This window comes from Nocardia sp. NPDC058114, assembly GCF_042884695.1.
In the GTDB taxonomy this organism is placed as follows: domain Bacteria; phylum Actinomycetota; class Actinomycetes; order Mycobacteriales; family Mycobacteriaceae; genus Nocardia.
The window spans coordinates 139,589-164,091 of sequence record NZ_JBHVTK010000005.1 but is presented as its reverse complement, the minus strand read 5'-3'; the positions used below and the strand labels follow the sequence as shown (position 1 = coordinate 164,091).

25 protein-coding genes are annotated in these 24,503 nt (G+C 66.8%); 8 read left to right on the top strand and 17 right to left on the bottom strand.

The window, feature by feature from the left end; all coding sequences use genetic code 11:
- Positions 1-24: 24 nt before the first annotated feature.
- The 12 genes from ACFVVI_RS20270 to ACFVVI_RS20215 all read right to left on the bottom strand — a co-directional run bounded on the left by ACFVVI_RS20270 (position 25) and on the right by ACFVVI_RS20215 (position 11,508).
- Positions 25-510: a h domain protein gene (locus tag ACFVVI_RS20270; protein ID WP_378631700.1), complete on the bottom strand. Its 486-nt coding sequence runs from the start codon at positions 508-510 to the stop codon at positions 25-27.
- Positions 507-1,247 (bottom strand): hypothetical protein, encoded by a 741-nt coding sequence (locus tag ACFVVI_RS20265; RefSeq protein WP_387446286.1) that lies wholly within the window; start codon positions 1,245-1,247, stop codon positions 507-509. The genes ACFVVI_RS20270 and ACFVVI_RS20265 overlap by 4 nt, the downstream gene beginning before the upstream one ends.
- Positions 1,244-2,647, bottom strand: a complete 1,404-nt coding sequence (locus ACFVVI_RS20260) for an MCE family protein (RefSeq protein ID WP_387446285.1) — start codon at positions 2,645-2,647, stop codon at positions 1,244-1,246. Before ACFVVI_RS20260 ends, ACFVVI_RS20265 begins: the two co-directional genes overlap by 4 nt.
- Positions 2,644-3,870, bottom strand: coding sequence for an MCE family protein (locus tag ACFVVI_RS20255; RefSeq protein ID WP_378990632.1), 1,227 nt, complete (start codon positions 3,868-3,870; stop codon positions 2,644-2,646). The genes ACFVVI_RS20260 and ACFVVI_RS20255 overlap by 4 nt, the downstream gene beginning before the upstream one ends.
- A complete protein-coding gene (locus tag ACFVVI_RS20250) occupies positions 3,867-5,135 on the bottom strand; it encodes an MCE family protein (RefSeq protein ID WP_387446282.1) in 1,269 nt (422 codons plus the stop codon). Before ACFVVI_RS20250 ends, ACFVVI_RS20255 begins: the two co-directional genes overlap by 4 nt.
- Positions 5,132-6,199 (bottom strand): MCE family protein, encoded by a 1,068-nt coding sequence (locus tag ACFVVI_RS20245; protein ID WP_378631693.1) that lies wholly within the window; start codon positions 6,197-6,199, stop codon positions 5,132-5,134. Before ACFVVI_RS20245 ends, ACFVVI_RS20250 begins: the two co-directional genes overlap by 4 nt.
- On the bottom strand, positions 6,192-7,220 hold the full coding sequence (locus ACFVVI_RS20240; RefSeq protein WP_378990635.1) for an MCE family protein: 1,029 nt from the start codon (positions 7,218-7,220) through the stop codon (positions 6,192-6,194). The genes ACFVVI_RS20245 and ACFVVI_RS20240 overlap by 8 nt, the downstream gene beginning before the upstream one ends.
- Positions 7,217-8,422, bottom strand: a complete 1,206-nt coding sequence (locus ACFVVI_RS20235; protein ID WP_387446281.1) for an MCE family protein — start codon at positions 8,420-8,422, stop codon at positions 7,217-7,219. The genes ACFVVI_RS20240 and ACFVVI_RS20235 overlap by 4 nt, the downstream gene beginning before the upstream one ends.
- A 4-nt stretch (positions 8,423-8,426) precedes the next feature.
- Positions 8,427-9,278 carry an ABC transporter permease gene (locus tag ACFVVI_RS20230; protein ID WP_056819342.1) on the bottom strand — a complete coding sequence of 284 codons (852 nt, stop codon included), beginning with the start codon at positions 9,276-9,278 and terminating at the stop codon, positions 8,427-8,429.
- A 5-nt stretch (positions 9,279-9,283) separates the two neighbouring features.
- Entirely contained in the window at positions 9,284-10,048 is a 765-nt protein-coding gene (locus ACFVVI_RS20225; protein ID WP_358180900.1) for an ABC transporter permease, read from the bottom strand.
- A gap of 325 nt (positions 10,049-10,373) precedes the next feature.
- A complete protein-coding gene (locus tag ACFVVI_RS20220) occupies positions 10,374-11,276 on the bottom strand; it encodes a 3-oxoacyl-ACP reductase (protein WP_378990638.1) in 903 nt (300 codons plus the stop codon).
- 43 nt (positions 11,277-11,319) lie between these two features.
- Positions 11,320-11,508, bottom strand: coding sequence for a ferredoxin (locus ACFVVI_RS20215; RefSeq protein WP_056819344.1), 189 nt, complete (start codon positions 11,506-11,508; stop codon positions 11,320-11,322).
- 186 nt (positions 11,509-11,694) lie between these two features.
- Here ACFVVI_RS20215 and ACFVVI_RS20210 point away from each other — a divergent pair, with 186 nt between their 5' ends.
- The 4 genes from ACFVVI_RS20210 (at position 11,695) to ACFVVI_RS20195 (ending at position 14,698) form a co-directional block, all read left to right on the top strand.
- Positions 11,695-12,888, top strand: coding sequence for an acyl-CoA dehydrogenase family protein (locus tag ACFVVI_RS20210; protein WP_378990639.1), 1,194 nt, complete (start codon positions 11,695-11,697; stop codon positions 12,886-12,888).
- 22 nt (positions 12,889-12,910) lie between these two features.
- Entirely contained in the window at positions 12,911-14,008 is a 1,098-nt protein-coding gene (locus tag ACFVVI_RS20205; RefSeq protein WP_387446278.1) for an acyl-CoA dehydrogenase family protein, read from the top strand.
- A 64-nt stretch (positions 14,009-14,072) separates the two neighbouring features.
- Positions 14,073-14,312, top strand: a complete 240-nt coding sequence (locus ACFVVI_RS20200; protein WP_387446276.1) for a type II toxin-antitoxin system Phd/YefM family antitoxin — start codon at positions 14,073-14,075, stop codon at positions 14,310-14,312.
- A complete protein-coding gene (locus ACFVVI_RS20195) occupies positions 14,309-14,698 on the top strand; it encodes a type II toxin-antitoxin system death-on-curing family toxin (RefSeq protein WP_387446274.1) in 390 nt (129 codons plus the stop codon). Before ACFVVI_RS20200 ends, ACFVVI_RS20195 begins: the two co-directional genes overlap by 4 nt.
- Before the next feature lie 79 nt (positions 14,699-14,777).
- Here ACFVVI_RS20195 and ACFVVI_RS20190 read toward each other — a convergent pair whose 3' ends face one another.
- The gene (locus ACFVVI_RS20190; RefSeq protein ID WP_378990644.1) at positions 14,778-15,362 is read right to left on the bottom strand and encodes a TetR family transcriptional regulator; all 585 of its coding nucleotides are present in this window, start codon (positions 15,360-15,362) and stop codon (positions 14,778-14,780) included.
- A 99-nt stretch (positions 15,363-15,461) separates the two neighbouring features.
- On the opposite strand from ACFVVI_RS20190, the gene ACFVVI_RS20185 reads away from it, so the two are divergent.
- Positions 15,462-16,640 (top strand): FAD-dependent oxidoreductase, encoded by a 1,179-nt coding sequence (locus tag ACFVVI_RS20185; protein ID WP_387446272.1) that lies wholly within the window; start codon positions 15,462-15,464, stop codon positions 16,638-16,640.
- A gap of 90 nt (positions 16,641-16,730) precedes the next feature.
- Here ACFVVI_RS20185 and ACFVVI_RS20180 read toward each other — a convergent pair whose 3' ends face one another.
- The gene (locus ACFVVI_RS20180) at positions 16,731-18,374 is read right to left on the bottom strand and encodes an acyl-CoA synthetase (protein ID WP_378990646.1); all 1,644 of its coding nucleotides are present in this window, start codon (positions 18,372-18,374) and stop codon (positions 16,731-16,733) included.
- Between the two features lie 61 nt (positions 18,375-18,435).
- On the opposite strand from ACFVVI_RS20180, the gene ACFVVI_RS20175 reads away from it, so the two are divergent.
- Complete coding sequence (locus ACFVVI_RS20175) at positions 18,436-19,218, top strand: crotonase/enoyl-CoA hydratase family protein (protein ID WP_378913823.1); 783 nt, start codon at positions 18,436-18,438, stop codon at positions 19,216-19,218.
- A 51-nt stretch (positions 19,219-19,269) separates the two neighbouring features.
- Here the strand turns inward: ACFVVI_RS20175 and ACFVVI_RS20170 are convergent, their stop codons facing one another.
- Positions 19,270-19,686, bottom strand: coding sequence for a VOC family protein (locus ACFVVI_RS20170; protein WP_387446270.1), 417 nt, complete (start codon positions 19,684-19,686; stop codon positions 19,270-19,272).
- Between the two features lie 150 nt (positions 19,687-19,836).
- Here ACFVVI_RS20170 and ACFVVI_RS20165 point away from each other — a divergent pair, with 150 nt between their 5' ends.
- Positions 19,837-20,835: a sigma-70 family RNA polymerase sigma factor gene (locus tag ACFVVI_RS20165; protein ID WP_378990649.1), complete on the top strand. Its 999-nt coding sequence runs from the start codon at positions 19,837-19,839 to the stop codon at positions 20,833-20,835.
- Positions 20,836-20,848: 13 nt separating this feature from the next.
- Here the strand turns inward: ACFVVI_RS20165 and ACFVVI_RS20160 are convergent, their stop codons facing one another.
- Both ACFVVI_RS20160 and ACFVVI_RS20155 read right to left on the bottom strand, forming a co-directional pair.
- A complete protein-coding gene (locus tag ACFVVI_RS20160) occupies positions 20,849-22,381 on the bottom strand; it encodes an acyl-CoA synthetase (protein WP_378631673.1) in 1,533 nt (510 codons plus the stop codon).
- A 21-nt stretch (positions 22,382-22,402) separates the two neighbouring features.
- Entirely contained in the window at positions 22,403-23,440 is a 1,038-nt protein-coding gene (locus ACFVVI_RS20155) for an LLM class F420-dependent oxidoreductase (RefSeq protein ID WP_378658154.1), read from the bottom strand.
- 60 nt (positions 23,441-23,500) lie between these two features.
- On the opposite strand from ACFVVI_RS20155, the gene ACFVVI_RS20150 reads away from it, so the two are divergent.
- Complete coding sequence (locus tag ACFVVI_RS20150) at positions 23,501-24,466, top strand: Zn-ribbon domain-containing OB-fold protein (RefSeq protein WP_379313560.1); 966 nt, start codon at positions 23,501-23,503, stop codon at positions 24,464-24,466.
- Positions 24,467-24,503: the final 37 nt, after the last annotated feature.

Genomic DNA, 24,503 nt, shown 5'->3' with positions numbered 1-24,503 from the left:
CCGGCTGGTCGCGGCGTGCATCGATCAGACCGGCGTGACCTGAGCGACCAGCCAGCGGTTGTCCGCCTTGTCCAGGGTGACCCGCACCCGGCTGCCCGAGGTGGCGCCCTCAGGTGAGTCCTTGCTGGTGGTCAGCTGGTTCAGGTACAGCAGGACGACGGCGTGTTCCGGATCCGCCGAGACCACGCCCTCGGCCTGGGTGGTGGCCTTGACGGTGAGCTGCTTCTCCTTGGCGCCCGGCGCGATGGCCTGCTCGATCAGCTTCAGGTAGTCGGCCCGGAACGACTCGGTGAGATTGTCGGCCGCCCTCGGCAACTCGGTGTCGACGGTGGCGGGCTCATAGGTGAACATCGCGCTCACCGTCCGGCTCGCGGTGCTCATCGCGTCGGTGCGCGCCTGCTCGGTCTTGTCCTGCTGCCACAGCTGATACCCGCTGACGCCCAGGATGACGGCCGCGATCACACCAGCCGCCGCGAGGGCGCCGAAGACGATCTTGATTCGCTTGCTCATCCCACGAACTCCACTTTCGACACGGTCATCCCGGAATCGCCCTTCGACACGGTGATCCGGAATCGATACTGGCGCGACTGCGGTTCGGCCGACCCGGTGTTGCTCACCATCTGCTTCGCGGCCACCAGCACCTTCGCCGAGTTCTCGTCGACGGACTCGATCCCCGACTCGACGACCTCGCCGGTGGAGACCACCTTCGCCTGCTTCACCACATCCATGAACGGGTCGACGCGACCGTCGAACTCGTTCTTGAACTCGCCCGAGGCCACCGCCAGAATCCGGTCGATGTCCTCCTTGGCGGAGTCGGCGCGGATGGTGGTCAGGTTGATGACCGCCTGCCGGGCGGTCTGGGTGTATTGCGCGCGCAGATCCTCGTCCTGATTGCCCGACCGTGCCGCGAGCGCAGTGAACGTGGCACCGACGACCAGCGCCAACACCAGCACCGCGGCGGCGGCGAGCCCGATGATCTGCCCGAGCCGCGTCAGCTTCGCATCTTCTTCGTCGAGCTCGGCCGAATCATCGTCGGCCTCCTCGTCCACCACCGCGGCCTTCGTCAACTCGACAGGAGCCGCGACTACGGTGGCTTCCTCGGCCGTAGCCACCTCGGCATCGGCCACCTCGGCCGGTTCGACCGCACCCGCGTCGACTGTCACGTCGACGACCTGCACATCCTCAACCGGCGGGCCCGCCGACCGGGCTGCCCGGCGACGCGGACGGCCTGTGTTGCTCTCACTCATCTCTGCTGCTCCTCCAACATCGCCTGCCAGCTGGCCGGGACAGTGCCCGAGCCATCGGAGGCGATATCACCTTGGCGGTACATGCGTCCGTCCGGGCCAAGATAGCTGCCCGTGGACGGATCATAGGGGCGCGCGGCGGCGGGGGTGACTCCGCCGGTGGACGCGCCGGTGGGGGCCGAGGCCGGGGCTACCGGCTGCGGCGCGCCGAACGGCGGGTTCGTGCCCTGCGGCACGTACCCCGTCCGGCACAGTTCGGGAGTGGGCGCCCGGACGCCGGGATACTCCATGCACGGACTGTTGCGAATACCGCGCACTTCGATCGGAGAATCCTGAGCTACCTTGCAGTACAGCCCTTCCGGAGTGTCGATCGGGCTGAAATCACTCGGCTCACGCCACTGGTCGGCGGGCAGGAAGCCGGTGGTGCAGGCGGGCGGGTCGTGGACCACGGTCATGAAGTCGACCATCGCGCCGTACTTGGTGGGTCCGCGCAGGACCGTCCGCAACGCCGCGATCAACGGCGGGAAGACGACCAGAAGTTGTTCGAGACCAGCGTGATAGGTCACCCCCACCTGGCCGAGGCTCACCAGATTGCCCGCCAGCAGCGGCAGCGTCGGACGCAGACTCTGGAACTGCTCGGTCACCTTTTGCATCGCGGACGGGCTGTCGCGCAACAGGTTCCGCAAGGTCGGGTCGGACTCGCGGAGCTGATCGGTGAGGGTCGCGAGATCTGTTGTCCAGGAACGAATATTGGCATCGGACTGGACCTGGGTGTCGAGCAGCGGACCGATCTGATCGAGCAGCTTCTTCGTCGGTTCCACATCGGTTTCGGCCTGCTGCACCAGCAGCGCGGCCGAGTCGATGAACCGCTGCAGGTCGGGGCCCGCGCCGTTGAACGCCAGGAACGCCTCGTCGATCACCTGGCGCAGCCGGGTATCGGCGACGGTCGAGAGCAGCTTGTCGGTCTGGTCGAGCAGCGAGCCCACGTCCTGAGGCAGCCTGGTGCGCTGCACCGGGATCACCGAACCGTCGCGCAGGTCGCCCGAGGTGGAATTCGCCTCCGGCACCAGGTCGACGTACTGCTCGCCGATCGCCGAAACACTGCGCACCCAGGCGATCGAGTCCGACGGCACCTTGTAATCGCTGTCGATCGACAGGTCCGCCTCGACCCCCGCCGTGGTGAGCCGCACCGCCTCGACCTTGCCGATATTGGTGCCGCGGTAGGAGACATTGGCGGTGGGATACAGCCCGCCGGTGGCGGCGAGCTGGACCGTCACCCCGTAGCGGCCGATCCCGAACATCGCGGGTAGCTGGATGTATGTCCCGCCCATCACGACGAGACCGACCACGGTGAGTACCGCGAAGATCACGAGCTGAACGTGGACGAACCTGGTGAGTTTCATCGTCCCGCCCCTTCCTGGCCGGGCAGCGGCACGGTGATTCCGGGGATGGAGGGCAGGCCGGGAATGGACGGCAGTCCGGGCAGGGTCGGCGTCGGCGCCGCACTGGGTGCGGGTGCCTGCGGGAGCTTCGTCGGATCGCCGGCGTCGGTCGCCGTCGTAGGCGCGAAACTACCGAGCACGCCCTCGACCCCACCGAAGCGGCCGCCGAGCGGAGTACCGGTGAGCCAGTTGCTGTCCAAGCGCTTACCGGTCAGGTCGAAGGTGATGTAGAGGTTGAGGTAGTCACCCTTGATCGCGTTGCCGATGTTCTTGATCGGGAACGGGAAGGAGGGAATGATGCCCATCGCGTCGACGAGGTTGGTGCCGGTGTTCGCCAGGGTCTCCAGCACCGGGCCGAGGCTGGCCAGGTTGGCCTTCAGATCGTCACCGCTGGTCTGGATGATCCGCTCGGTGACATCGCTGAGCTCACCCAGCGCGGTGACCGCCCTGGTGATGTTGGCGGTGCGGTCGGCGAGCGCGGTCAGTGCCGGGTGGATATCGTCGATCGCGCGGGCCAGCACGTCCTTCTGGTCGGCGAAGTTGCCCGCCAGCCGGTCGAGGCCCTCCATCGCGGCGATGATGTTGCCGGTCTGCCTGTCCAGGCCGGTGGTCAGCTCGTTGAGCTGCGGCAGCAGGTCGGCGATCTCGGCCTCGCGACCGTTGAGCGCCGCGTTCATCTCCCTGGTGATGGTCTCGAGCTGGGCGATGCCGCCGCCGTTGAGCACGACCGACAGCGAAGACAGCACCTGCTCGGTGGTCGGGTAGGCGCCTGCCCGCTCGAGTGGGATCACGTCGTTGTTTCGCAGTTGCCCCACGGCGGGCGTATTGGTGGGGGCGGACAGTTCGACGTGATTGCTGCCGAGCAGGCTGGTCTGCCCGATCTTGGCGATCGCGTTGGCGGGCAGTTTCACCTCGGGATTCAGCGACACCGTGACCAGCGCGTGCCAGCCCTCGACGTCGATCCCGGTGACATTGCCGACCTCGACATCGTCCACGCGCACCGGCGAATTCCGGGTCAGCGTGGTGACATTGGGCATCTGGATCCGCACCGTGTACGAACCGGGGCCGGAGCCCTCGGAGCCGGGCATGGGTAGCGAGTTCAGCCCGTCCCACTGACAGCCGGTCGCGCCGAGCGTCACGGCGACGCCCACCGCCAACCCGGCGAGCATGCGTTGGGGCGTCATCGTTGTCCTCCTGGAACCGCGAGTCCGGCGAGACCGTTCGGCACGGTGATCGGAGCCGTCGCCGGGGACGCAGGCGCGGACGGCACCTCCGCGGCCAAACTCGGCGGGCTGTACGTCAACTGGCCGGGCAGGGCCTGCGTGCCGCCGACCGGGTTGAGCATGATCGGCACGTAGTTCATCGCCAGCGAACTGATCACCGGAGCGATGAATTCCGCGCACAGATCCGCCGACCGGTCCGAGTCGTTGTGCTCGAGCGCGCGGATGGAACCGCAGAGGAAGGTCAGCGGGCTGGACGTATTGTTCAGTGACACAGAGCCGCTGAGCGAGCCCTGAGCCGGCTTGTAGATCTGGTAGAAGTTCACCAGCGCGGTCGGCGCGGAATGCAGCAGCCGTTCGATCTCCGGCCGCTTGTCGACCAGCGTCTGGGTGACATCGGCGAGCCGCTCGACACCGTCGGTGAGCTCGGCGCCACTGCCTTCGAGGAAGCGCTTCACATCGGCGAGCGCCACATCCAGACTGTCCAGTCCCGCACCCAGCTCCTCCGACGCACCCGCGAGTACCGAGGCCACCGAGGCCAGGCGGCCGCCGAACTGCACGATCTGCTCGTTGCTCGCCGAGAGCACCTCGACGAACTTCTGCAGGTTGCGGATGGTGCCGAACAGGTCGGTTCGCCCGTCGGACAAGGTATTCAGCGTCGCCGACAGTTCGTGCAGGGTGTCACGGAACTTCTGTCCGTTGCCGTCGAGGTTGTTCGCGGCAGTGTCGACGAAACGCCCGAACGAGCCCTGCTGGTCGTCGCCGACCGGACCGAGAGCGGTGGCGAGATTGGAGAGTTCGGCTTTGATGTCGTCCCACTCCACCGGGACCGCGGTGCGCTCGATCGGGATCTGCGCGCCGTCGGCCATCTTCGGGCCACCGTCGTAGGCGGGCGCGAGCTGAATGAACCTGGCCGACACCAGCGAAGGTGCGATCAGCACGGCGCGCGCGTCGGCGGGCAGGTCGATGCCGCGGTCGACGGACATCCGCACCTGTACCCGGCCCTCGCCGGGCTCGATCGAGTCGATCTTGCCGATCTTGACTCCGAGCATCCGCACCTCGTCGCCCGCGTACAGGCCGGTGGTCGAGGTGAAGGCGGCGGTGATCTTGGTCTTGCCGATGCCGAGGGTGGTGTAGACCCCGACCGCGACCAGCGCGACGATCACCACCACGGCGACCGCGAGCGTCCAACGCGGCACGCCACGGACTTTCGATGCGATACCACTCATCGCGGCGGATCCTCCTCGGTCGGCACGATGCTCGGCGGCGCCGGGTGCGTGAAGATGTCGATCAGGTCCTGCGGCAGGTGCTCGGGCCAGACCAGCGCGTCCACCAGTGGACGCAGCTCGGTACTCGTCGCGTTCACCACGTAGGCGTTGAACCACGGACCGTTGCCGACCTGCTCGCCGAGTGCCGAGGCGTAGGGGCCGATACCCTCCAGCGCCTCCGACAGGTTCTCCTTGTTGCGCTGCAACAGGCCGAGCACCGAATTGAGCCGGTCCAGTGTCGGTTTCATCTGCGCCTCGTTGTCGGCGACCAGCCCGGAGAGCTGCTTGGCGACCGAGTCGACGTAGACGATCAGCTGATTGATGGCAGCACGGCGGTTGTCGAGTTCGCCGAGCAGGTTGTTGCCGTCGAGCAGGAGCGCGTTGAGCTGCGAACTACGGTCGGCCAGCACCTTGGTGACGTTCTGCGCCCGGCCGAGCAGATCGGTGAGCGCCTGGTCGCGCGTATTGATGCTGCGCGAGAGCGCGGTAACGCCGTCGAGGGCGTTGCGCAACGGGCCCGGTGTATCGGCGAAGGCGGCCGAGAGCACATCCAGGGTCTTGTCGACCTGATCCATGTCGAGATCGCGGACGGTCGCGCCGAGGTCGCTGAGTGCCTCGTTGAGCGAGTACGGCGAGGTGGTCCGGTCGAGCGGGATGGTGTCGGAGGTACGCAGCGCGCCCTGTCCGGTCGGCACCACATCCAGGGACTTGCGACCGAGGACCGTGTTGGTCTTGATCGCGGCGGATGTCTTCTGGCCCAGCACGATCGACTCGTCGAGGGTGAACTTCACCAGCACCTTGGGACCGTCGAGCGAGACCTGGTCGACTTCACCGGAACGCACGCCGGCCACGTGCACCGGGTCGCCCGGCACCAGCCCACCCGCGTCGACGAAGAACGCGGTGAAGGTCGCGCCGGAGCGGATGAACGGCAGCTTGGTGTACTGCAGGGTGGCGAGCGAGATCGTCACCACCAGCACAATGCCGACGATGCCGATGGTGACGGCCGACGACTTCTTCTCACTCATTGGGCGTACACCTTCCGGTCGCCTGCAGGCCCGGCGCCTTCACTTCCATCGGCTGACCGTTCGGGCCGTCGACAACGAAGTTGGTGCCGCAGATGTACAGCTGCAGGAACGAACCGTAGGCGCCGACGCGGACGAGTTGCTTGTAGGTCTGCGGCAGCTTCTCGAGCACCCATTGGAGGTGGTCGGAGCCGTTGTCGAGGTTGGTGGCCAGCCTGCCGGTCTGCTCGATCGTGTTGCGCAGGTCGGGGCGGGCGGTGGTCAGCAGGTCGTTGAGTTCCTTTGTCGCACCGGCGATCCGCGGTAGCGCGGCGCCGATCGGGTCGCGTTCGGCGGCCAATCCGCTGACCAGGCGCTGCAATTCGTCGATCGTGGTGGCGAACTGCTCGTCGCGATCGTCGATGGTGGCCAGCACGGTGTTCAGGTTGTCGATCACGCTGCCGATCAGGGCATCGCGGTCGGCGAGGGTCTTGGCGAAGCTGCCACCGCTGTTGAGCAGCGAGACCAGGGTGCCGCCCTGGCCCTGGAAGATCTGCAGCAGCGCCGAGGTCAGGTCGTTGACCTGACCGGGATCGAGCCCACGCAGCAGCGGCTTGAAGCCGCCGAGCAGCAGGTCCAGATCCAGTGCGGGCGTGGTCTGCTCCTTGCCGATGGTGGCGCCGGCGGGCAGCTCGCGGGCCGAGCCCGGACCTTCCTTCAGCTCCAGGTACCGGTCACCGACCAGGTTCTCGTACTTGATCGCCAGGCGGGTGCTGGAGAGCACCGAGTACTTGGTGTCCACGTCGAACTCGACATGGGCGAGATCGTCGTCGCCGACCTTCACCGAGGTCACCGAGCCGACCGGCACACCCGCGATCCGCACCTTCGACCCCGGCAGCATGCCCGAGGAGTTGGTGAACACCGCCTTGTACCCGTTCTCGCTGGAGAACCGTGCCTGACTCAGCACGATCGCCAAGCCGGCGAACACCAGCGTCATCACCACGGTGAAGATCGCGAGCTTGACTGTCGTCGCCGTGTTTCTCACCGTGTCACTCCCGGCAGTCCTTCCAGCAAGAGCTGGAAAACCTTTGGTGCGCTGTCGTTCAACGCGAGCGGCGCGGTACTGGGTGTGTACACCGTGCCCTGACTGGTATCGGTCACCACATAGTTCGAGTGGCTGTCCGGTGCGCGGGTGACCACGCCCTCACAATGCGGTCCGCCGGTGGCGTTCACCTTGGGCAGGTCCTTGGGGTAGGTGTAGGGCTTGGAGCCGGGCATGAGCGAGGCGTTCATACCGACGCCGGGCAGCACGCCGCCGAATACCTCTTCGGCCAACGGCATCAGCGGGCCGAGGCCGTTGATGATGCAGCTCAGCGCGGGCGCGTACTCGAACAGCAGGTTGGTCGTCGGCCGCAGCAGGTCGAGCGCGGTGACGAGGTCGGATTCGTTCTCCCGCAGCACCGAACCGGTGGTATCCGACAGCCCGATCACGTTCACCAGCACATTGTCGAGCTCGGCTTGCATCTCCGACAGCGTCTTCGCGGTGACCGTGGCGTTGTCCACTGTCCGCAGCAGCGCGCCGGAGGCATCGGCGTAGATATTGGTCACCTGGGCCGTCTTGTCCAGATCCTGTTGCAGCGTGGGCAGATAGGGGTTGATCTCGCGAAGGTAGCGATCCGAGCGGACGAGCAGGTCGCCGAACTTGTCGCCGCGGCCCTGCAGTGCGGTGCCGAGCGCGGTCAGCGTGGCGTTGAGTTTCTCCGGTTCCACCTGGGCGAGCACATCGGACAGGTGCTGGAACAGGGTGTTGAACTCCACCGTCACCGACGTCGCCGCGACCGTGCTGCCCGGCTTCAGCGGGCTGGACGACGGCTGTTCGGGGACAACGAAGTTCACGTACTTGGCGCCGAACACCGTGGTCGAGCGAATGTCGACGCCCGCGTTCGACGGCACCAGCTTCAGCTGTTCGGGGTCGACCTCGAGCAGGATCTGCGCGCCGTCGTCGCGCAGGTTGATCTCGGCGACCCGGCCGATCTCGACGCCGCGCACCTTCACCTTGGCGTCGGGGTCGAGCACGAGGCCCGAGCGGGGAGCGTCGACCAGCACCTTGGCGGTGGTGGTGAACGCACCTTGGAAGAGGGCGAACGCGAAGGCCGCGAGCCCGACGAGCAAGCCGACCATCGTGAGCGCGGCGAGCTTGCGCCCGAGCCCGCCCTGCAATGCGGCAACGATCCGTGAAGTGTCCATCACGCTATCCCGAGAGGTGGAAGTTGCCGGAGGTGCCGTAGATCGCCAGTGAGATCAGCAGCGTCACTGTGACGACAGCGATCAGCGACGACCGCACCGCGTTACCGACCGCGATGCCGACGCCGACCGGACCACCCGCGGCATGGAAACCGTAGTAGGTGTGGATGAGCATCACGGCCAGTGCCATCACGATCGCCTGCGCGAACGACCACAGGATGTCGCTCGGGATGAGGAAGGTCGAGAAGTAGTGGTCGTAGACGCCTGCCGACTGCCCGTAGATCACGACGGTCGCGAACCGGCTGGCGATGAACGAGGCGATCACCGCGAGCGCGTAGAGCGGCACGATCGCGATCATGCCCGCCAGCACCCTGGTGCCGACCAGGAACGGAATCGGCCGGATCGCCATGGATTCCAGCGCGTCGATCTCCTCGGCCACACGCATCGCGCCCAGCTGCGCTGTCGCGCCGGCGCCGATCGTGGCGGCCAGACCGATGCCGGAGATCACCGGTGCCGCGATGCGCACATTGATGAGGGCGGCGAAGAAGCCGGTCAGGGCCTCGACACCGATATTGCCGAGCGAGCTGTAGCCCTGCACCGCGATGGTGCCGCCTGCCATGAGGGTCAGGAAGCCGACGATCACCACGGTGCCGCCGATCACGGCCAAAGCGCCGCTGCCCATGCTGATCTCGGCGATGAGGCGGATGGTCTCGGTGCGGTAGTGCACCAGCGCGCGCGGCACCGAGCCGAGCGCCTTGATGTAGAAGATGGCCTGATCGCCCAGGGAATCCACCGATTTCGACATTCGGTCGAAACGGCGGACCGTGCGCGGGAACTTACTGCGAACTATGAATGCCATCGTGGTCACCGCACCGTGAATTTCAGGCCGATCGCGGTGACAACGACATTCACCACGAACAGCGCCATGAACGCGAATACCACTGTTTGGTTCACCGCGTCACCGACGCTCTTGGGTCCGCCTTTGACCTGGAGCCCGAGATAACAGGCGACCATTCCGGCGATCAAGCCGAACAGGCCCGCCTTGATTTCGGAGATGATCAGCTCGGACAGATTCGTCAGCAGCGGAATCCCGTTGACGAACGCGCCGGGGTTCACGCCCTGGAGGAAGACCGAGAACACGAAGCCGCCGGCGATGCCGATGGTGCACACCAGGCTGTTGAGCATCAGTGCCACGAACATCGAGGCGAACACGCGCGGCACGACCAGTCGGCTGACCGGGTCGATGCCGAGCACCTTCATCGCGTCGATCTCTTCGCGAATCGTGCGTGCGCCCAGGTCGGCGCAGATCGCGGTGGCGCCCGCGCCCGCCACGATCAGCACCGTGACGATCGGTCCCACCTGGGTGACGGCGCCGAACGCGGCAGCCGCGCCGCTGAGGTCGGCGGCGCCGATCTCGCGCAGCAGGATGTTGAGTGTGAAGACCACCAGCACCGTGAACGGGATGGCGACCAACAGCGTCGGCACGATCGAGACGCGAGCCACGAACCAGGCCTGGTCGATGAATTCGCGCCATTGAAATGGCTTACGGACGGTGGCGCGTGCCACTTCCGCGCCGAGTTCGAAGAATCCGCCGACCGCCCGCAACGGGACAGCAAGGAGGTTGTTCATACCGAATCCTCCTCTTTCGACGGGCGGACCGATGTGTCCGCGTACCCGTACTTCACCGCCACCCCGATCTGAAGACTGCCCAAAGACTAGAACATGTTCCTACTAATGTCTGCCATATTCGTAGACTCAGAGCAGGACTTTTTCTCGTAAAACGCTGTCAAAACTGAAACGGATACTTATTCAATTCGGCGACCTTCCTGTGAGGCGGCACACACCCCGACGGTCATGTCTACCAATACCTGGACTGGTGATCAACACGACAGGCGAGACAAATCCGGCGGGGTATGCGGTCAGCCAACATCAGGCAAACCGCGGACTGGACTGCTCAGCCCAGATCGCGGAGGTCGCGCGCCGAAAAGGTGTGATCCGCAGGGCGCTCTGCGAAGTAGCCACCGAGGGTGGCGGCCAGGTCGGCCTCGGACCATTCGGCACCCGCGGCATCGAATCGCCGCTCGACCGTCGGCGCCGCCATCAGCGCCACCATCGGTCCGTAGACGACGAAGACCTGACCGTTCACGGCATCGGCCGCGGGCGAGGCGAGGTAGGCCACGAGCTTGGCCACGTGCTCGGGCGCCAGCGGGTCGACCGCGCCTTCGGGCGCGTCGGCGAAGACCGCCTCGGTCATCGCGGTCCTGGCCCGGGGGCAGATCGCGTTGGCGCGCACGCCGTACCTGGACAGCACGCGCGACGCGGTGAGCGTGAGGGCGGTGATGCCGGCCTTGGCCGCACCGTAGTTCGCCTGGCCTTCCGGTCCGAGCAGGCCCGCCTCCGAGGAGGTGTTGACCAGCCGGCCGTAGACCGGCTCGCCCGCCGCCTTGGATGCCGCGCGCCAGTAGGCGGCCGCGTTGCGGGTGAGCAGGAAGTGTCCGCGGAGGTGCACCGCGATCACCGCGTCCCAGTCCTCGTCGGACATGTTGAACAGCATGCGGTCGCGGGTGATGCCCGCGTTGTTGACAACGATGTCGAGCCCGCCCAGCGATTCCTGCGCGGTCGAGACGAGCGCGTCGGCCGTCGAGCGCTCGGCGATGGAGCCGCCGACGAATTCCGCCTTGCCACCGAGCTCGCGGATGGCGGCGATGGTCTCGGCCGCCGCGTCCTCGGTCAGGTCATTGACGACCACCGCCGCACCGGCCGACGCCAGCGCGAGAGCTTCGGCCCTGCCGAGCCCGGCGCCCGCACCGGTCACGATGGCGACCCGGCCCTCCAATGAAATCTGCGTCACACTCATTCGGCCGACTCTAGAACGTGTTCCACCATCCGACAAGAGCGGATCACGCCAACCTCAGCGCGGCCTTGGGGCACTGCGCCACGGCCTCCTCCGCGTCGGCGAGGCGATCGGGCGCGACATCGCCCTCGGCGACGGTCAACATGTCGTCGTCATCAAGTTCGAACATGTCAGGGGCGATTCCTACACAGACGCCGTTCGCTTCACATCGGTCGAAATCGACGATGATCTTCATGAGAACTTCCTTCCACACGGTCTTCGCGACACTAACCCAGACAGCCTGGTCCCCGAAGCGGAACAGGCACCGAATCACCATCAATACTGGAACATGTTCCAGTTCATATGCAATGATCGGTTTCGGCGGGGCTCACCCCCTGCGCCCCGCCACCCGCCCTTTCAGCTCGACACCGAGGTAGGAAGCATGCGCGTCGCGTATACGCCGCAGCAGGAAGAATTGCGCGCCGAGCTGCGCGAATATTTCGCGAAGCTGATGACACCGGAACGTCGCGCGGCGCTGAGCATGACGACCGGCGAATACGGCTCCGGCAACGTGTACCGCGAGGTCGTGCGCGACATGGGCCGCGACGGCTGGCTCACCCTGAGCTGGCCCAAGGAGTACGGCGGCCAGGACCGCACCACGATGGATCAGCTGATCTTCGTCGAGGAAGCGGCCATCGCGGGCGCGCCGGTTCCCTTCCTGACGCTCAATTCCGTGGCGCCGACGATCATGCAGTACGGCACCGAAGAGCAGAAGAAGTTCTTCCTGCCCAAGATCGCCTCCGGTGAGCTGCACTTCGCCATCGGCTACTCCGAGCCGGGCGCCGGTACCGACCTGGCCTCGCTGCGGACCACCGCGGTGCGCGACGGCGACGACTTCGTCATCAACGGCCAGAAGATGTGGACCAGCCTCATCGCCTACGCCGACTACATCTGGCTGGCCGTGCGCACCGATCCGGCCGCCAAGAAGCACAAGGGCATCACGATGCTCATCGTGCCGACCGATGTCGACGGGTTCTCCTGGACGCCGGTGCACACGATGGCCGGGCCCGACACCAGCGCCACCTACTACCAGGACGTGCGGGTGCCCGCCTCGTCGGTGGTCGGTCCCGAGAACGGCGGCTGGTCGCTCATCACCAATCAGCTCAATCACGAGCGAGTCGCCCTCACCTCGGCGGGTCCGCTGAGCCTCGCGGTCGCCCAGACCGTGGAGTGGGCACGGGAAACCACCCTGCCCAACGGCAAACGCGTGATCGACCAGGAATGGGCCCGGCTCAACCTGGCTCGGGTGCACGCCAAGGTCGAATACCTCAAGCTGCTGAACTGGGAGATCGCCAGCCGCGCCGATCAGGGCGGCGAGGCCGCGCCGAAGCCGTGGGACGCCTCCGCCTGCAAGGTCTACGGCACCGAACTCTCCACCGAGGCCTATCGCCTGCTGATGGAGGTCGTCGGCCCCCACGCGTACCTGCGCCAGGACTCCCCCGGCGCCGCACTGCTCGGCCGGCTCGAGCGGATGCACCGCGCCGCACTGATTCTCACCTTCGGCGGCGGCACCAACGAGGTCCAGCGCGACATCATCGCCATGACCGCCCTGCGCCAGCCCGCGTCCGCCCGCTGATCCCGAAAGCCGGTATCTCCCCATGGATTTCACTCCCACCGAAGCCCAGACCGATCTCGCCCGGCTGACCGGCGAGATCTGCGCCAAGCTGGTCACCGCCGATCGGCTGCGCGAACTCGACACCGCCGCCCGCTTCGACGAGCAGCTCTGGAAGTCGCTCGCCGAGACCGGCGTGCTGGCCGCCGCGCTGCCGGAAGCCCTGGGCGGCAGCGATTTCGGCATGCTCGAGCAGACCGCGATCCTGCGTGAACTCGGCCGCGTCGTCGCCGCGGTGCCCTACCTGTGGTCGATCGTCCTCGGCGCGGGCGCGCTGGCGAAGTTCGGCAATGCCGACCAGCAGCAGTTGGCCGCGCGCGCGGGCGCGGGCGAGATCGTGCTCACCGCCGCGCTGGCCGAGGAACTGCGCGCCACCACCGACGCACCCGGGATCGTCGCCCAGGCCGCCGGCGCCGGATGGACGCTCACCGGTACCGCGACCACGGTCGCCGTCGCCGATCGTGCCGAACGAATCCTGGTGCCCGCCATCACCTCTACCGGTGTCGGCGTGTTCGTGGTCGATCCGGAGCACGCTTCGGTCACCCGCACCGCCCAGCAGGTCGTCGACCTGAGCCCCGAGTTCGCCGTCGACCTCGCCGCCGCCCCGGCCGAACTGCTCGGCAGCATCGAGGCGGGCGCCGACATCCTCACCTGGCTGCGCGAACACGCCTGGCTCGGCCTGTCGGCCCTGCAACTCGGCACGCTGGAGCGCGCACTCGAGCTGACCGCCGAGCACACCCGTACCCGCGAGCAGTTCGGCAAGCCGATCGGCTCGTTCCAGTCGGTCGCCCAGCGCCTGTCCGACGCCTACATCGACATCGGCGGCCTTCGCCTCACCGTCACCCAGGGCGCCTGGCGCCTGTCGGAGGACCTGCCCGCCGCCGAGGCCATCCACATCGCCAAGTTCTGGGCGGCCGAGGCCGGACACAAGGTCGCCCACACCGTGGTCCACGTCCACGGCGGCCTCGGCATCGACCGCGACCACATCACCCACAACTACTTCACCGCCGCCAAGCACAACGAATTCGCCCTCGGCGGCGCAACTCCCCACCTCCTCGCCCTCGGCGCGGAACTGGCGAACTAACTCTTGGCCTAACTCTTGGCCGACAGTTCGTACGAACTGTCGGCCAAGATGTACAATTCAAAGCATGACTGCAGCCCGCTCGCCCGAGAACTGGGAACTCCCGGTAAGTGAAGCCAGGGAGCGTCTCGCCGAGGTGATTGCGGCCGCCGAGAGCGGCACCGTCGTGCACTTGACCCGTCATGGCCGCCGCGTAGCGGCCGTGGTGCCGGATTCGATGGCCGAGACCGCAAACAGCCAAGTCCGCGCACTATCGCGACAATTCGCCGAGCGTCACAGGAGCCTGCTCGACAGGCTCGCCGAGTGAGCGAAGCGGAGATCTACTACCTCACGGTCGCCGACCTGCGAGCAATCGCCGAGGATGTGGCAGGGCCGTACGTCGTACGCGACGCGGGACTGCTCGCCTCGGCGGCCGCGCGCCCGGCAACCACCGTGTTCGGGACCGACGCCTACCCAGGCATCTGGGAGAAGTCCGCAGCGCTCCTGCATTCGATCGCAGCCAGCCACCCACTCGTCGACGGCAACAAGCGTCTTGCCATCGCTGGCGCGATCGTCTTCCTGGCCTACAACGGCATCGACACGAGCTCTCTCGACGAAGACCTCACGTACAACCTCATGATCGACGTCGCCAGTGGCGCAGTGATCGATGTTCCCGAGATCGCATCCCGTCTCGCTACCGCTTTGAAGCACTGACCACCGGTTCTCACCGACTCTTGACGCCGTAGGCCGGCCGCGCCTCAAATGGCGTCGCAAGGCACCGATGCACTCCTGCCTACCGATGGAGATCCAACCCCGAAGTCAGGTAGCGCTGCAGGGTGGGGGCGAGGTCGGTGACGATCTGCTGTGGCGTAAGCGCGACTACCGGCGGCAGCCGCAGGACGTACCGACACAGGGCCAGGCCCAGGAGTTGAGTGACGATAAGCGCGGCACGACGCGGGGCGTCTGCGGGGGTGCCGAAGCGGAGGACGGCGGGCAGGACCTGGTCGGCGAAGATCTCACGGAAGCGGGCCGCGACCGCCTCGTCGGTGATCGAAGAGCGGAGCAGGATCAGCAGAACGGTGTTGTCGTTGCCCTCCCAGATCTCGAGGAAGCGGCGGATCATCAACTCGCCCATGGCGTTCGGGTCGGCGGCACTCAGGTCGGGGAGGTCCAGGTCGATCTGAGCGGCGGCGGCGAAGAGGCCGTCCTTGCTGCCGAAATAGCGCATCACCATCGAGGGATCGATCTCGGCGTCGGCGGCGATCGCGCGGATCGTGGCCTTGGCGTAGCCGTCGGCGGCGAAGCGGGCGCGAGCGGCCTCGAGAATGGCGGCCTTCGTCGCGTCGGAACGACGGGTGGGAATCTCCTGGTCAGGCATGTCAACAATTGTAGGCCAACAACTGTTGACTTTCATCCGTGAGCAGGTTTACCGTTATGCCTACAAGCGTTGGCAAACAAGCGTTGACCAGGAGTCGAAATGCCCGCCACCTCACTTCCCGAAGCCACCTCCGTCGTCATCGTCGGCGCGGGTCCCGCCGGGCTCACCGCCGCGATCGTGCTCGCCGAAGCCGGCGTCGACCATGTGCTCATCGATCGACTCGGCGAGGGCGCCAACACTTCTCGGGCCGCGGTGGTGCACGCCAGGACACTCGAGGTGCTCGACGGGCTCGGCATCACGAGCAAGCTCGTCGAACTCGGAATCCAGGTGCCCACCTTCAAGCTCCACGACGGCGCGAAGACGTTGGCCACCATCGAGTTCGGCGATCTCCCCACCGCCTTCCCGTACACGCTGATGGTGCCGCAGGACGTCACCGAGCAGGTGCTCCTGGACCGGCTGCACGAGCTGGGCGGCACGGTGCACCGGCCGCTCACCGTCACCCGGGTCAGCGACGAGAACGACAGCGTCACTGTCGAATACGTCGACGAGAACGACCAGCGCGGCGAGATCGAGGCCGACTATGTCATCGGCGCCGACGGCATGCACAGCGTCGTGCGCGAGCAAGTGGGCATCGGCTTCACGGGCGATACCTACCCCGCATCCTTCGTCCTCGCCGACGTCCGCATGAGCTGGCCTACCCCGCGTTCGGAAGTGTCGCTGCACCTCTCCCCCGAAGGCGTCACCGTGGTCGCGCCCCTTCCCGACGACGCGCACAACCGCTACCGCGTCGTCGCCACCGTCGACGACGCCCCGGAACACCCCACCCGCACCGATATCCAGACCCTGCTGAACACCCGCGGCCCAGCGGGCGAGATCCACGTGGACGAGGTGCTGTGGAGCTCCCGATTCCGGGTCCACCACCGCGTAGCCGACCAGTACCGCGCAGGCCGCGTCCTCCTCGCGGGCGACGCCGCCCACGTCCACAGCCCCGCAGGCGGCCAGGGCATGAACACCGGCATCCAGGACGCGGCGCTCCTGGGCTCTCTGCTGGCGAAAGTCGACGCAGGCGACCCGGATTCGATTCTCGACACCTACGAAACCACCCGCAGGCCCATCGCCCTCGACGTCGTCGCCTTCACCCACCGCATGACCTCGATGGCGACCCTCCAGTCCGCCCCGGCACGCACCGCCCGCAACACCGCCTTCCGCCTGCTCACCCGCATCCCCGCGGTGCGCGCCAAGCTGGCCTACCAACTCTCCGAACTCGGCAACCGCTGACCGGAACCCGTTTCCCCACCACCGATTCCGAACACGACGAAAGCCCGCCCGGCGACGATGCCGGGCGGGCTTGTTCGTATCGTGCGGGTACTACGCCGAGCCCGCCTCCGCGTGCTCGTCCGCAGGCCGCTCATCGGTCTGCGACTTGGCCCAGCGGTAGTCCGGCTTGCCCGCGGGCGAGCGCTTGATCTCGTCGACGAACCACAGGCTGCGTGGCTGCTTGTACGACGCGATCTCCTGGGCCAGTACCGGTTTCAGGTCGGCCAGGGTGGGGCGGTTCTCGCCACGACACTGGACGACGGCGACGACTCGCTGGCCCCAGCGGGCGTCCTCGACCCCGACCACCAGCGCGTCGAAGATCTCGGGGTGCGCCTTGAGGGCGCCCTCCACCTCTTCGGGGTAGATCTTCTCGCCACCGCTGTTGATGCTCACCGAACCACGGCCGAGCATGGTGACCGAGCCGTCCTCCTCGACGCGCGCGTAGTCGCCGGGGATCGCGAAGCGAACGCCGTTGAACTCCTTGAACGTCGCGGCCGACTTGACCTCGTCCTTGTAGTAACCGAGCGGGATGTGTCCGCTGCGCGCCAGCAGGCCGACGACGCCGGAACCCGGTTCGACCGGATTGCCTTCCTCGTCGAGCACCTGGGTGGCCGCGTCGATCTTCACCCGGGGACCACCGGTGTGGGTGGCGCCCTTGGCGACCAGGGAGAGTCCACCGAAACCGGTCTCCGAGGAACCGATGGAGTCGGAGATCATCCGGTTGGGCAGCACCTCGAGGAACTTGTCCTTGAGCGACGGCGAGAACAGCGCCGCACTGCTGGCCAGCACGTACAAGGTCGAAAGATCGTAGGGCTCACCGGTTTCCGGGTTGCCTTCGGCCAGCGCGTCGAGCATCGGGCGCGCCATCGCGTCGCCGGTGATGAAGATCAGGTTGATGCCGTGCTTGTCGACGGCCTGCCACACTCCGTGCCCGCTGAACTCGGGAATCATCACGGCCTTGCCACCGCCGAACAGGCTGTGGAAGGTGGCCCACTGCGAGCCGCCGTGGATCATCGGCGGAATCGGGAAGCGCACCATCTGCGGGTTGGCCGCGCCGACCTTGGCCAGCTCCCACTCGTCCTTGGTGTACTCGCCGGTGACGAAGTTGATGCCGGCGCCGAGCACCCGCCAGACATCCTCGTGCCGCCACATCACGCCCTTGGGCAGGCCGGTGGTGCCGCCGGTGTAGAGCATGTAGATGTCGTCGGGCGAGCGCTCCCCGAAGTCACGTTCACCCGACGAATCGGCCAAGGCCGCTTCGTACTCCACAGTGTCCGCGCCGGTGGGCCCATCGGTGCCGTCCTCGACGACGATCACCGTCTTCAGGGCGGGCACCTTCTCCCGAACCGCCGCCACCTTGTCGGTGTAGCGGCGCTCGTGGATCAGCGCGACCATGTCGGAGTTGTCGAAGATGTGCAGTAACTCGTTCTCGACGTAGCGGAAGTTGACGTTGATCATCACCGCCCGCGCCTTGAAGACGGCCACCATCGCTTCGACGGCCTCGACGGTGTTCCTGGAATAGATTCCGACTTTGTCGCCGGGACGCACACCCTGTTCCAGCAGGTAGTGGGCCAACTTGTTGGCCCGCTCCTCCAGTTCGGCGTAGGTCGACTCTCGATGTTCGCCGACCAGCACGATCCGGTCGGGCATCAAGTCGACGGCATGTTCGACGAGATCGGCTATGTTGTAGCTCACAAGGACAAAAATAGAACGTGTTACTGTTTCTGACAAGACTCAACTTGTCAGGAGTACGAAAATGGCCCACTGCCTGGTCGAGAAACGCGACCATGTCCTCATCGTCACCATGAACCGCCCCGAGGCGCGCAACGCCCTCTCCGGCGAGATGATGGCGATCATGCGCGACGCCTGGGACCAGGTGGACAGCGATCCCGACATCCGCGTCGCGATCCTCACCGGTGCGGGCGGGGCCTTCTGCGCGGGAATGGATCTGAAGGCGATGAGCTCGCAGCATCCCGGGGACACCGCCTCCTCCGGCAGCTGGGACCCCGCCTACCTCCCCGCGCTGCTGAAGGGACGGCGACTGGCCAAGCCGCTGATCGCGGCCGTCGAGGGCCCCGCTATCGCCGGTGGCACCGAGATCCTGCAGGGCACCGACCTGCGCGTGGCCGGGGAAAGCGCGAAGTTCGGCGTTTCCGAGGCCCGCTGGGGCCTGTTCCCACTGGGTGGTTCCGCGGTGCGGCTGGCCCGGCAGATCCCGTACACGGTGGCCGCTGATCTGCTGCTGACCGGTCGGCACATCACCGCTGCCGAGGCCAAGGAGATCGGCCTGATCGGACACGTCGTCCCCGACGGAACCGCCCTCGACAAGGCCATGGCACTGGCGGGCCAGATCGCCGACAACGGCCCGCTCGCCGTCCAGGCGATGCTGCGCACCCTGCGTGAAACCGAGGCCATGCCGGAGAACGAGGCGTTTCCCATCGAGGCGAAGATCGGCATCGAGGTGTTCCGATCAGCCGACGCCAAGGAAGGGCCGCGAGCCTTCGCCGAGAAGCGCAAGCCGAACTTCACCGGCTCCTGACACGCCGCCGGGCGCCGGGCTCGGTGCCCGGCGGCCTGATGGCGGTGGGGCCTACGCGCCCGGGTAGTTCATGTAGAACGGCTCCCACTGGTGGCCGTCGGGGTCGAGGAAGGTGCGGCCGTGCATGCCGAGCTGGGCCTCCTGGGCGCGCTTGTCCTCGTTGGTCTGCTCGGTGGCGCCCGCGGCGACTGCGGCGTCGGTCAGCGCGTCGACCTCCTCGGCGCTGGCCAGCGACAGCGCGTACCCGGCGGCGGCGGTGTTGATGGTGTCGGCGATCGGACGCGTGCTGAAGGTCGAGAAGAACGGCTTGGTCAGCAGCATCAGGCAGATGTTGTCGTCGATGACGATGCACGACGCGTTCTGATCGGTGAAATCCTCGTTGACCTTCCAGCCCAGCGCCTCGTAGAAGCTCTTCGAGCGGTCGAGGTCGGCGACGGGGAGGTTGATGAAGATCATCTTGTTGCTCATGGGATTCAGCCTTTCGGGGCGTCGTTGCGGTCTCGAACATGTAGACGTGGCGGTCGACGCGGATTCATCGCATCGGCGCGAAGTTCGCGAAATCGCGATAGTCCGTTTTCGCCTCTGTCGGCTGTCGGACCCCTGTGGCATCGTGAAACTATGAGCGACGCCACAACCGCCACCACCGGCCCCGATCCCGCTGTACTCGCCGAATTCGAGACGCATCGGCGCGAGTTGTGCGCGTATGCCTACCGGATGCTCGGGTCCTCCTTCGAGGCCGAAGACGCAGTGCAGGAAACCTTTACCCGCGCCTGGCGCTCCTACGATTCCTTCGAGGGCCGCGCGAGCCTGCGCTCGTGGCTCTACAAGATCGCCACCAATATCTGTCTGGACATGCTCGACCGTCCCCAGAGTCGTGCCAGACCGATGGATCTCAACGGGCCCGGCCGCCCGGATTCACCGCTGCCCATGCCCCAGCCCGACTACGTGTGGATCGAGCCGATCCCGAATGCGCTGGCCTTCGGCGCCGACCCGGCCGACCACGCCTCCACCAGGGACACGCTGCGCCTGGCCTTCGTCGCGGCCTGCCAGCACCTGCCCGCCACTCAGCGCGCGATCCTGATCATGCGTGAGGTGCTGCGCTTCTCCGCGGGTGAGACCGCCGAGGCGCTGATGATGTCGCCGGCGTCGGTGAACAGCGCGCTACAGCGGGCCAGGGCCACCATGTCGAAGGTGCAGCCGACCGTGTCCGACAGCTTCGACGAGACCGATCCGGACCAGCGCAAACTGATCGACGATTTCGTCAAGGCGTTCGAGGCCTACGACATGGACGCGCTCACCACCCTGCTCAAAGCCGATGTGGCGCTGTCGATGCCGCCGTTCGATCTCTGGATCTCGGGCCCGGAGAACGTGGCCGCGTTCATGCTCAGCACGGGCAGCGCGTGCCGCAATTCGCGGATGGTGCCGCTGGTCGGCGCCAACGGTTCGCCCGCCTTCGGCCACTACAAGCCGAGCGAGGAGCCCGGCGTCTGGGTGCCGTGGTCGATCACGGTGCTCGAACTCGAGGGCGACACCATCGCCGGCCTCAACTTCTTCCTCGACACCCAGCGCCTGTTCCCGCTCTTCGGGCTCGAGCCGGAGTGGCGCGAGCCCGTCTGAGCGGGAACGAAATTCAGAGCAGGCGGCGCTTGTACAGCTTCCCGTTGGGATCGCGGGGCAGCTCCGCACGGTATTCCACCGTGCGGGGCAGCTTGTACTTCGCGAGCTGGCTCGCGGCGAATTCGAGGATGTCGGTGGTGAGTTCGTCGCTGCCCTCGGTGCCGGGCACCGGTTGCACGAACGCCTTCACCTGCTGACCCCAATCCGGGTCGGGCACACCGAGAACCGCCACATCGGCGATCTTCGGGTGGCTCATCAGCACGCCCTCGATCTCGGCCGGGTAGATGTTCACCCCACCGGACAGGATCAGATCCGAACGCCGGTCGCAGAGGAACAGGTAACCGTCGGCGTCGAAGTAGCCGATGTCGCCGACGGTGAACATCTCACCGACGCGCGACTCCTCGGTCTTCTCCTTGGCCTTGTGGTACTCGAAGCTGGATGCGCCCATCTTCATGTAGATCAGGCCCTCTTTGCCCGCGGGCAGTTCGGTGCCGTCCTGCTCGTCGAGCACCTTCACCACCGACCACGGCCACGCCTTGCCCACCGAGCCCGGCTTTTCCAGCCACTCGGCGCCGGTGATCACGGTGCCGCCGCCTTCGGTCGCGGCGTAGTACTCGGTGACGACCGGTCCCCACCACTCGAGCATGCGTCGCTTGGTGTCCGGCGGGCACGGTGCCGCACCGTGGATCATGCTGCGCAGCGAGGACATGTCGTAGCGGGCCCGCACCTCGTCGGGCAGGGCCAGCAGCCGGTTGAACTGGGTGGGCACCATGTGACTGTGGGTGACCTTGTACTTCTCGATCAGCGCGAGCATGCCCTCGGCGTCCCAGCGATCCATCAGCACGAGCTTGTGCCCCATCTGGATCGAGATCGTCGAGTTGTTCAGCACGGCCGTGTGATAGAGCGGCGAACCGCAGATGTGCACGTGATCGTCGTAGGGACCGAGGCCGAACAGGCTGAAGTAGGCCTGGTTCGCCGCGGGAACGACATCGGGATCCGCGCCGGTCAGCGGGCGGCGAACGCCCTTGGGCCGACCGGTGGTGCCCGAGGTGTAGAGCATCGGCGCGCCGATGGACCGCTCGTCCGGACGACCGGTGTCGGCGGCGCCGAGCCAGGACACCGGCCGGAAGCCGGGGATGGTGCCCGCCGAGAAACGGGCGTCGGCGGACAGTTCCGCGAGGTCGGCGGCCTCGGCTGCGGTGTCGGCGAACCGCTCGCTGGCCAGGAACGCCGACGCCTCGCTGTCGCCGAGGATGTAGGCGATCTCCGGCGCGGTGAGGTGCCAGTTCACCGCGACGATATAGAAACCGGCTTGGTAGGCGGCGAAGTACGCGGCGATGGCCTCGACCCCGTTGTGCAGCATGCTGACCACCACGTCGCCGGTGCGCAATCCGATGCCGCGTAGCCCGTTGGCGTACCGGTTGGCGAGGGTGGCCAATTCTCGATAGCTGATCTCTCTACCGTCCGGGTCGACGAGGGCGATCCGTTCGGGATCGGCCTCGGCGATATTCCACAGTCCGAGGACTTCCGTTGTCTGCTGGCTCACCCCTCGAATTTAGAACGTGTTCTACATGGTGACAAGGGGTTGGAGCCGACGCATTTGTTCGGCATCCGAGACCGAGATCAGCATCATCGTCACGCCCGCGTCCTCCCATTCCTTCAACCGGGAGCGGACATGGGCCTCGTCGCCGAAGATCGCGGTGTCGGTGATCAGCTCGTCGGGCACCGCCGCCGCGGCCTCGGCCTTGCGTCCCGCCTGGAACAGCGCGGAGATCTCGTCGACCTCGGCGGCGTAGCCCATCCGCTTGTACACCTGAGCGTGGAAGTTCAGCTCGGGCGCGCCCATGCCGCCGATGTAGAGCGCGCTCACCCAGCGCATCCGCTCGATCTCGCCGGCCGGATCGTCGGTGATCACCACCTGCGCACTCGCCGCGATCTCGAAGTCGTCGCGCGAACGGCGCGCGCCCGGCCGCGCGAAGCCCTCGTCGAGCCACTCGTTGTACATCCCGGCCAGTCGGGGTGCGTAGTAGATCGCGAGCCAGCCGTCGGCGATCTCAGCGGTCTGTGCGACGTTCTTCGGACCCTCCGCACCCAGCCAGATCGGCAGATCGGCGCGCAGCGGATGCACGATCGGCTTGAGCGGTTTGCCGAGCCCGGTCGCTGCGGGACCCGTGTAGGGCAGACCGTAGTGCTTGCCGTCCGACGTCACCGGCGCCTCGCGGGCCAGCACCTTGCGCACGATGTCGACGTACTCGCGCGTGCGCCGCAGCGGCTGCGCGAAGGGCTGTCCGTACCAGCCCTCCACCACCTGCGGTCCGGAGACGCCGAGGCCGAGAACGGCCCGGCCGCCGCTGAGGTGATCCAGCGTGAGCGCGTGCATCGCGGCCGCCGCGGGAGTGCGGGCCGACATTTGCGCGACCGAGGTGCCCAGCCGCACGCGCTCGGTGGACGACCCCCACCAGGCCAGCGGGGTGAAGGCGTCCGAGCCCCACGACTCGGCCGCGAACACCGCGTCGAAGCCGGTTTCCTCGGCCGCGACCACCAGCTCGCCTGCGTTGGCGGGCGGCTGCGCGCCCCAGTATCCGAGTTGCAATCCGAATTTCATGATCGGCGCCCTTTCGGCGAATCCTTGCGAGCAGAATAAGAACCTGTTCTACTCGATATCGTGACCCAGGGGAATACCGCAGTGGAAGTATTGAGTGCACCCCTGAGGGTGCGATTCGACTACACCAGGTCCGTCGGACCCATCATCGGCGCATTTCTGACCGGACTGCGCGAACGCCGGATACTCGGCGCGCGCGGCAGCGACGGGCGAATACTCGTGCCACCGCCCGAATACGATCCACACACCAGCGCGGCGCTGGCCGAACTGGTCGAGGTCGCGGCGACCGGCACCGTCACGTCCTGGACGTGGGTGTCCGAGCCGTTGCCCGGCCAGCCGTTCGACCGACCGTTCGCATGGGCGCTGATCCAGCTCGACGGCGCCGACACGGCGTTGCTGCATGCCCTGGACGTGACCGACCCAGGACAACTCAGCACCGGAATGCGGGTCAGTGCCCGCTGGGCCGACGAGCGTTCCGGCCGCATCCAGGACATCGCCTGCTTCGAACCCGGCGAGCGCACCAGCCCCGCCGACTACTCCGAACAAACACCGATCACCATCCTGACCACGCCCGTCGACCTCGACTACAAGCACACGGCCTCTCCGCAGGAGAGCGTCTATCTGCGCGGGCTGGCCGAAGGCAAGCTCATCGGCGGCCGCTCCGAAGCGGGCGGGCGGGTGTACTTCCCGCCGCGCGGCGCCAACCCGACCGACGGCAGACCCACCGACGACCTGGTCGAGCTGTCCGACAAGGGCACGGTGACCACCTTCTGCATCGTCAACGTGCCGTTCCTCGGCCAGCGGATCAAGCCGCCGTACGTGGCCGCCTATGTGCTCCTCGACGGCGCCGACATCCCGGTCCTGCACCTGATCCTCGGCTGCGAGGCCGACGAGGTGCGGATGGGCATGCAGGTCGAGGCGGTGTGGAAACCCCGCGAGGAGTGGGGCCACACGCTGGCCAATATCGACCACTTCCGGCCCACCGGGGAGCCCGACGCTCCCTACGAGTCCTACCAGCACCACCTCTAGAGAGGCGACGTTGACCACATCAGCATCCTCCGGCAGC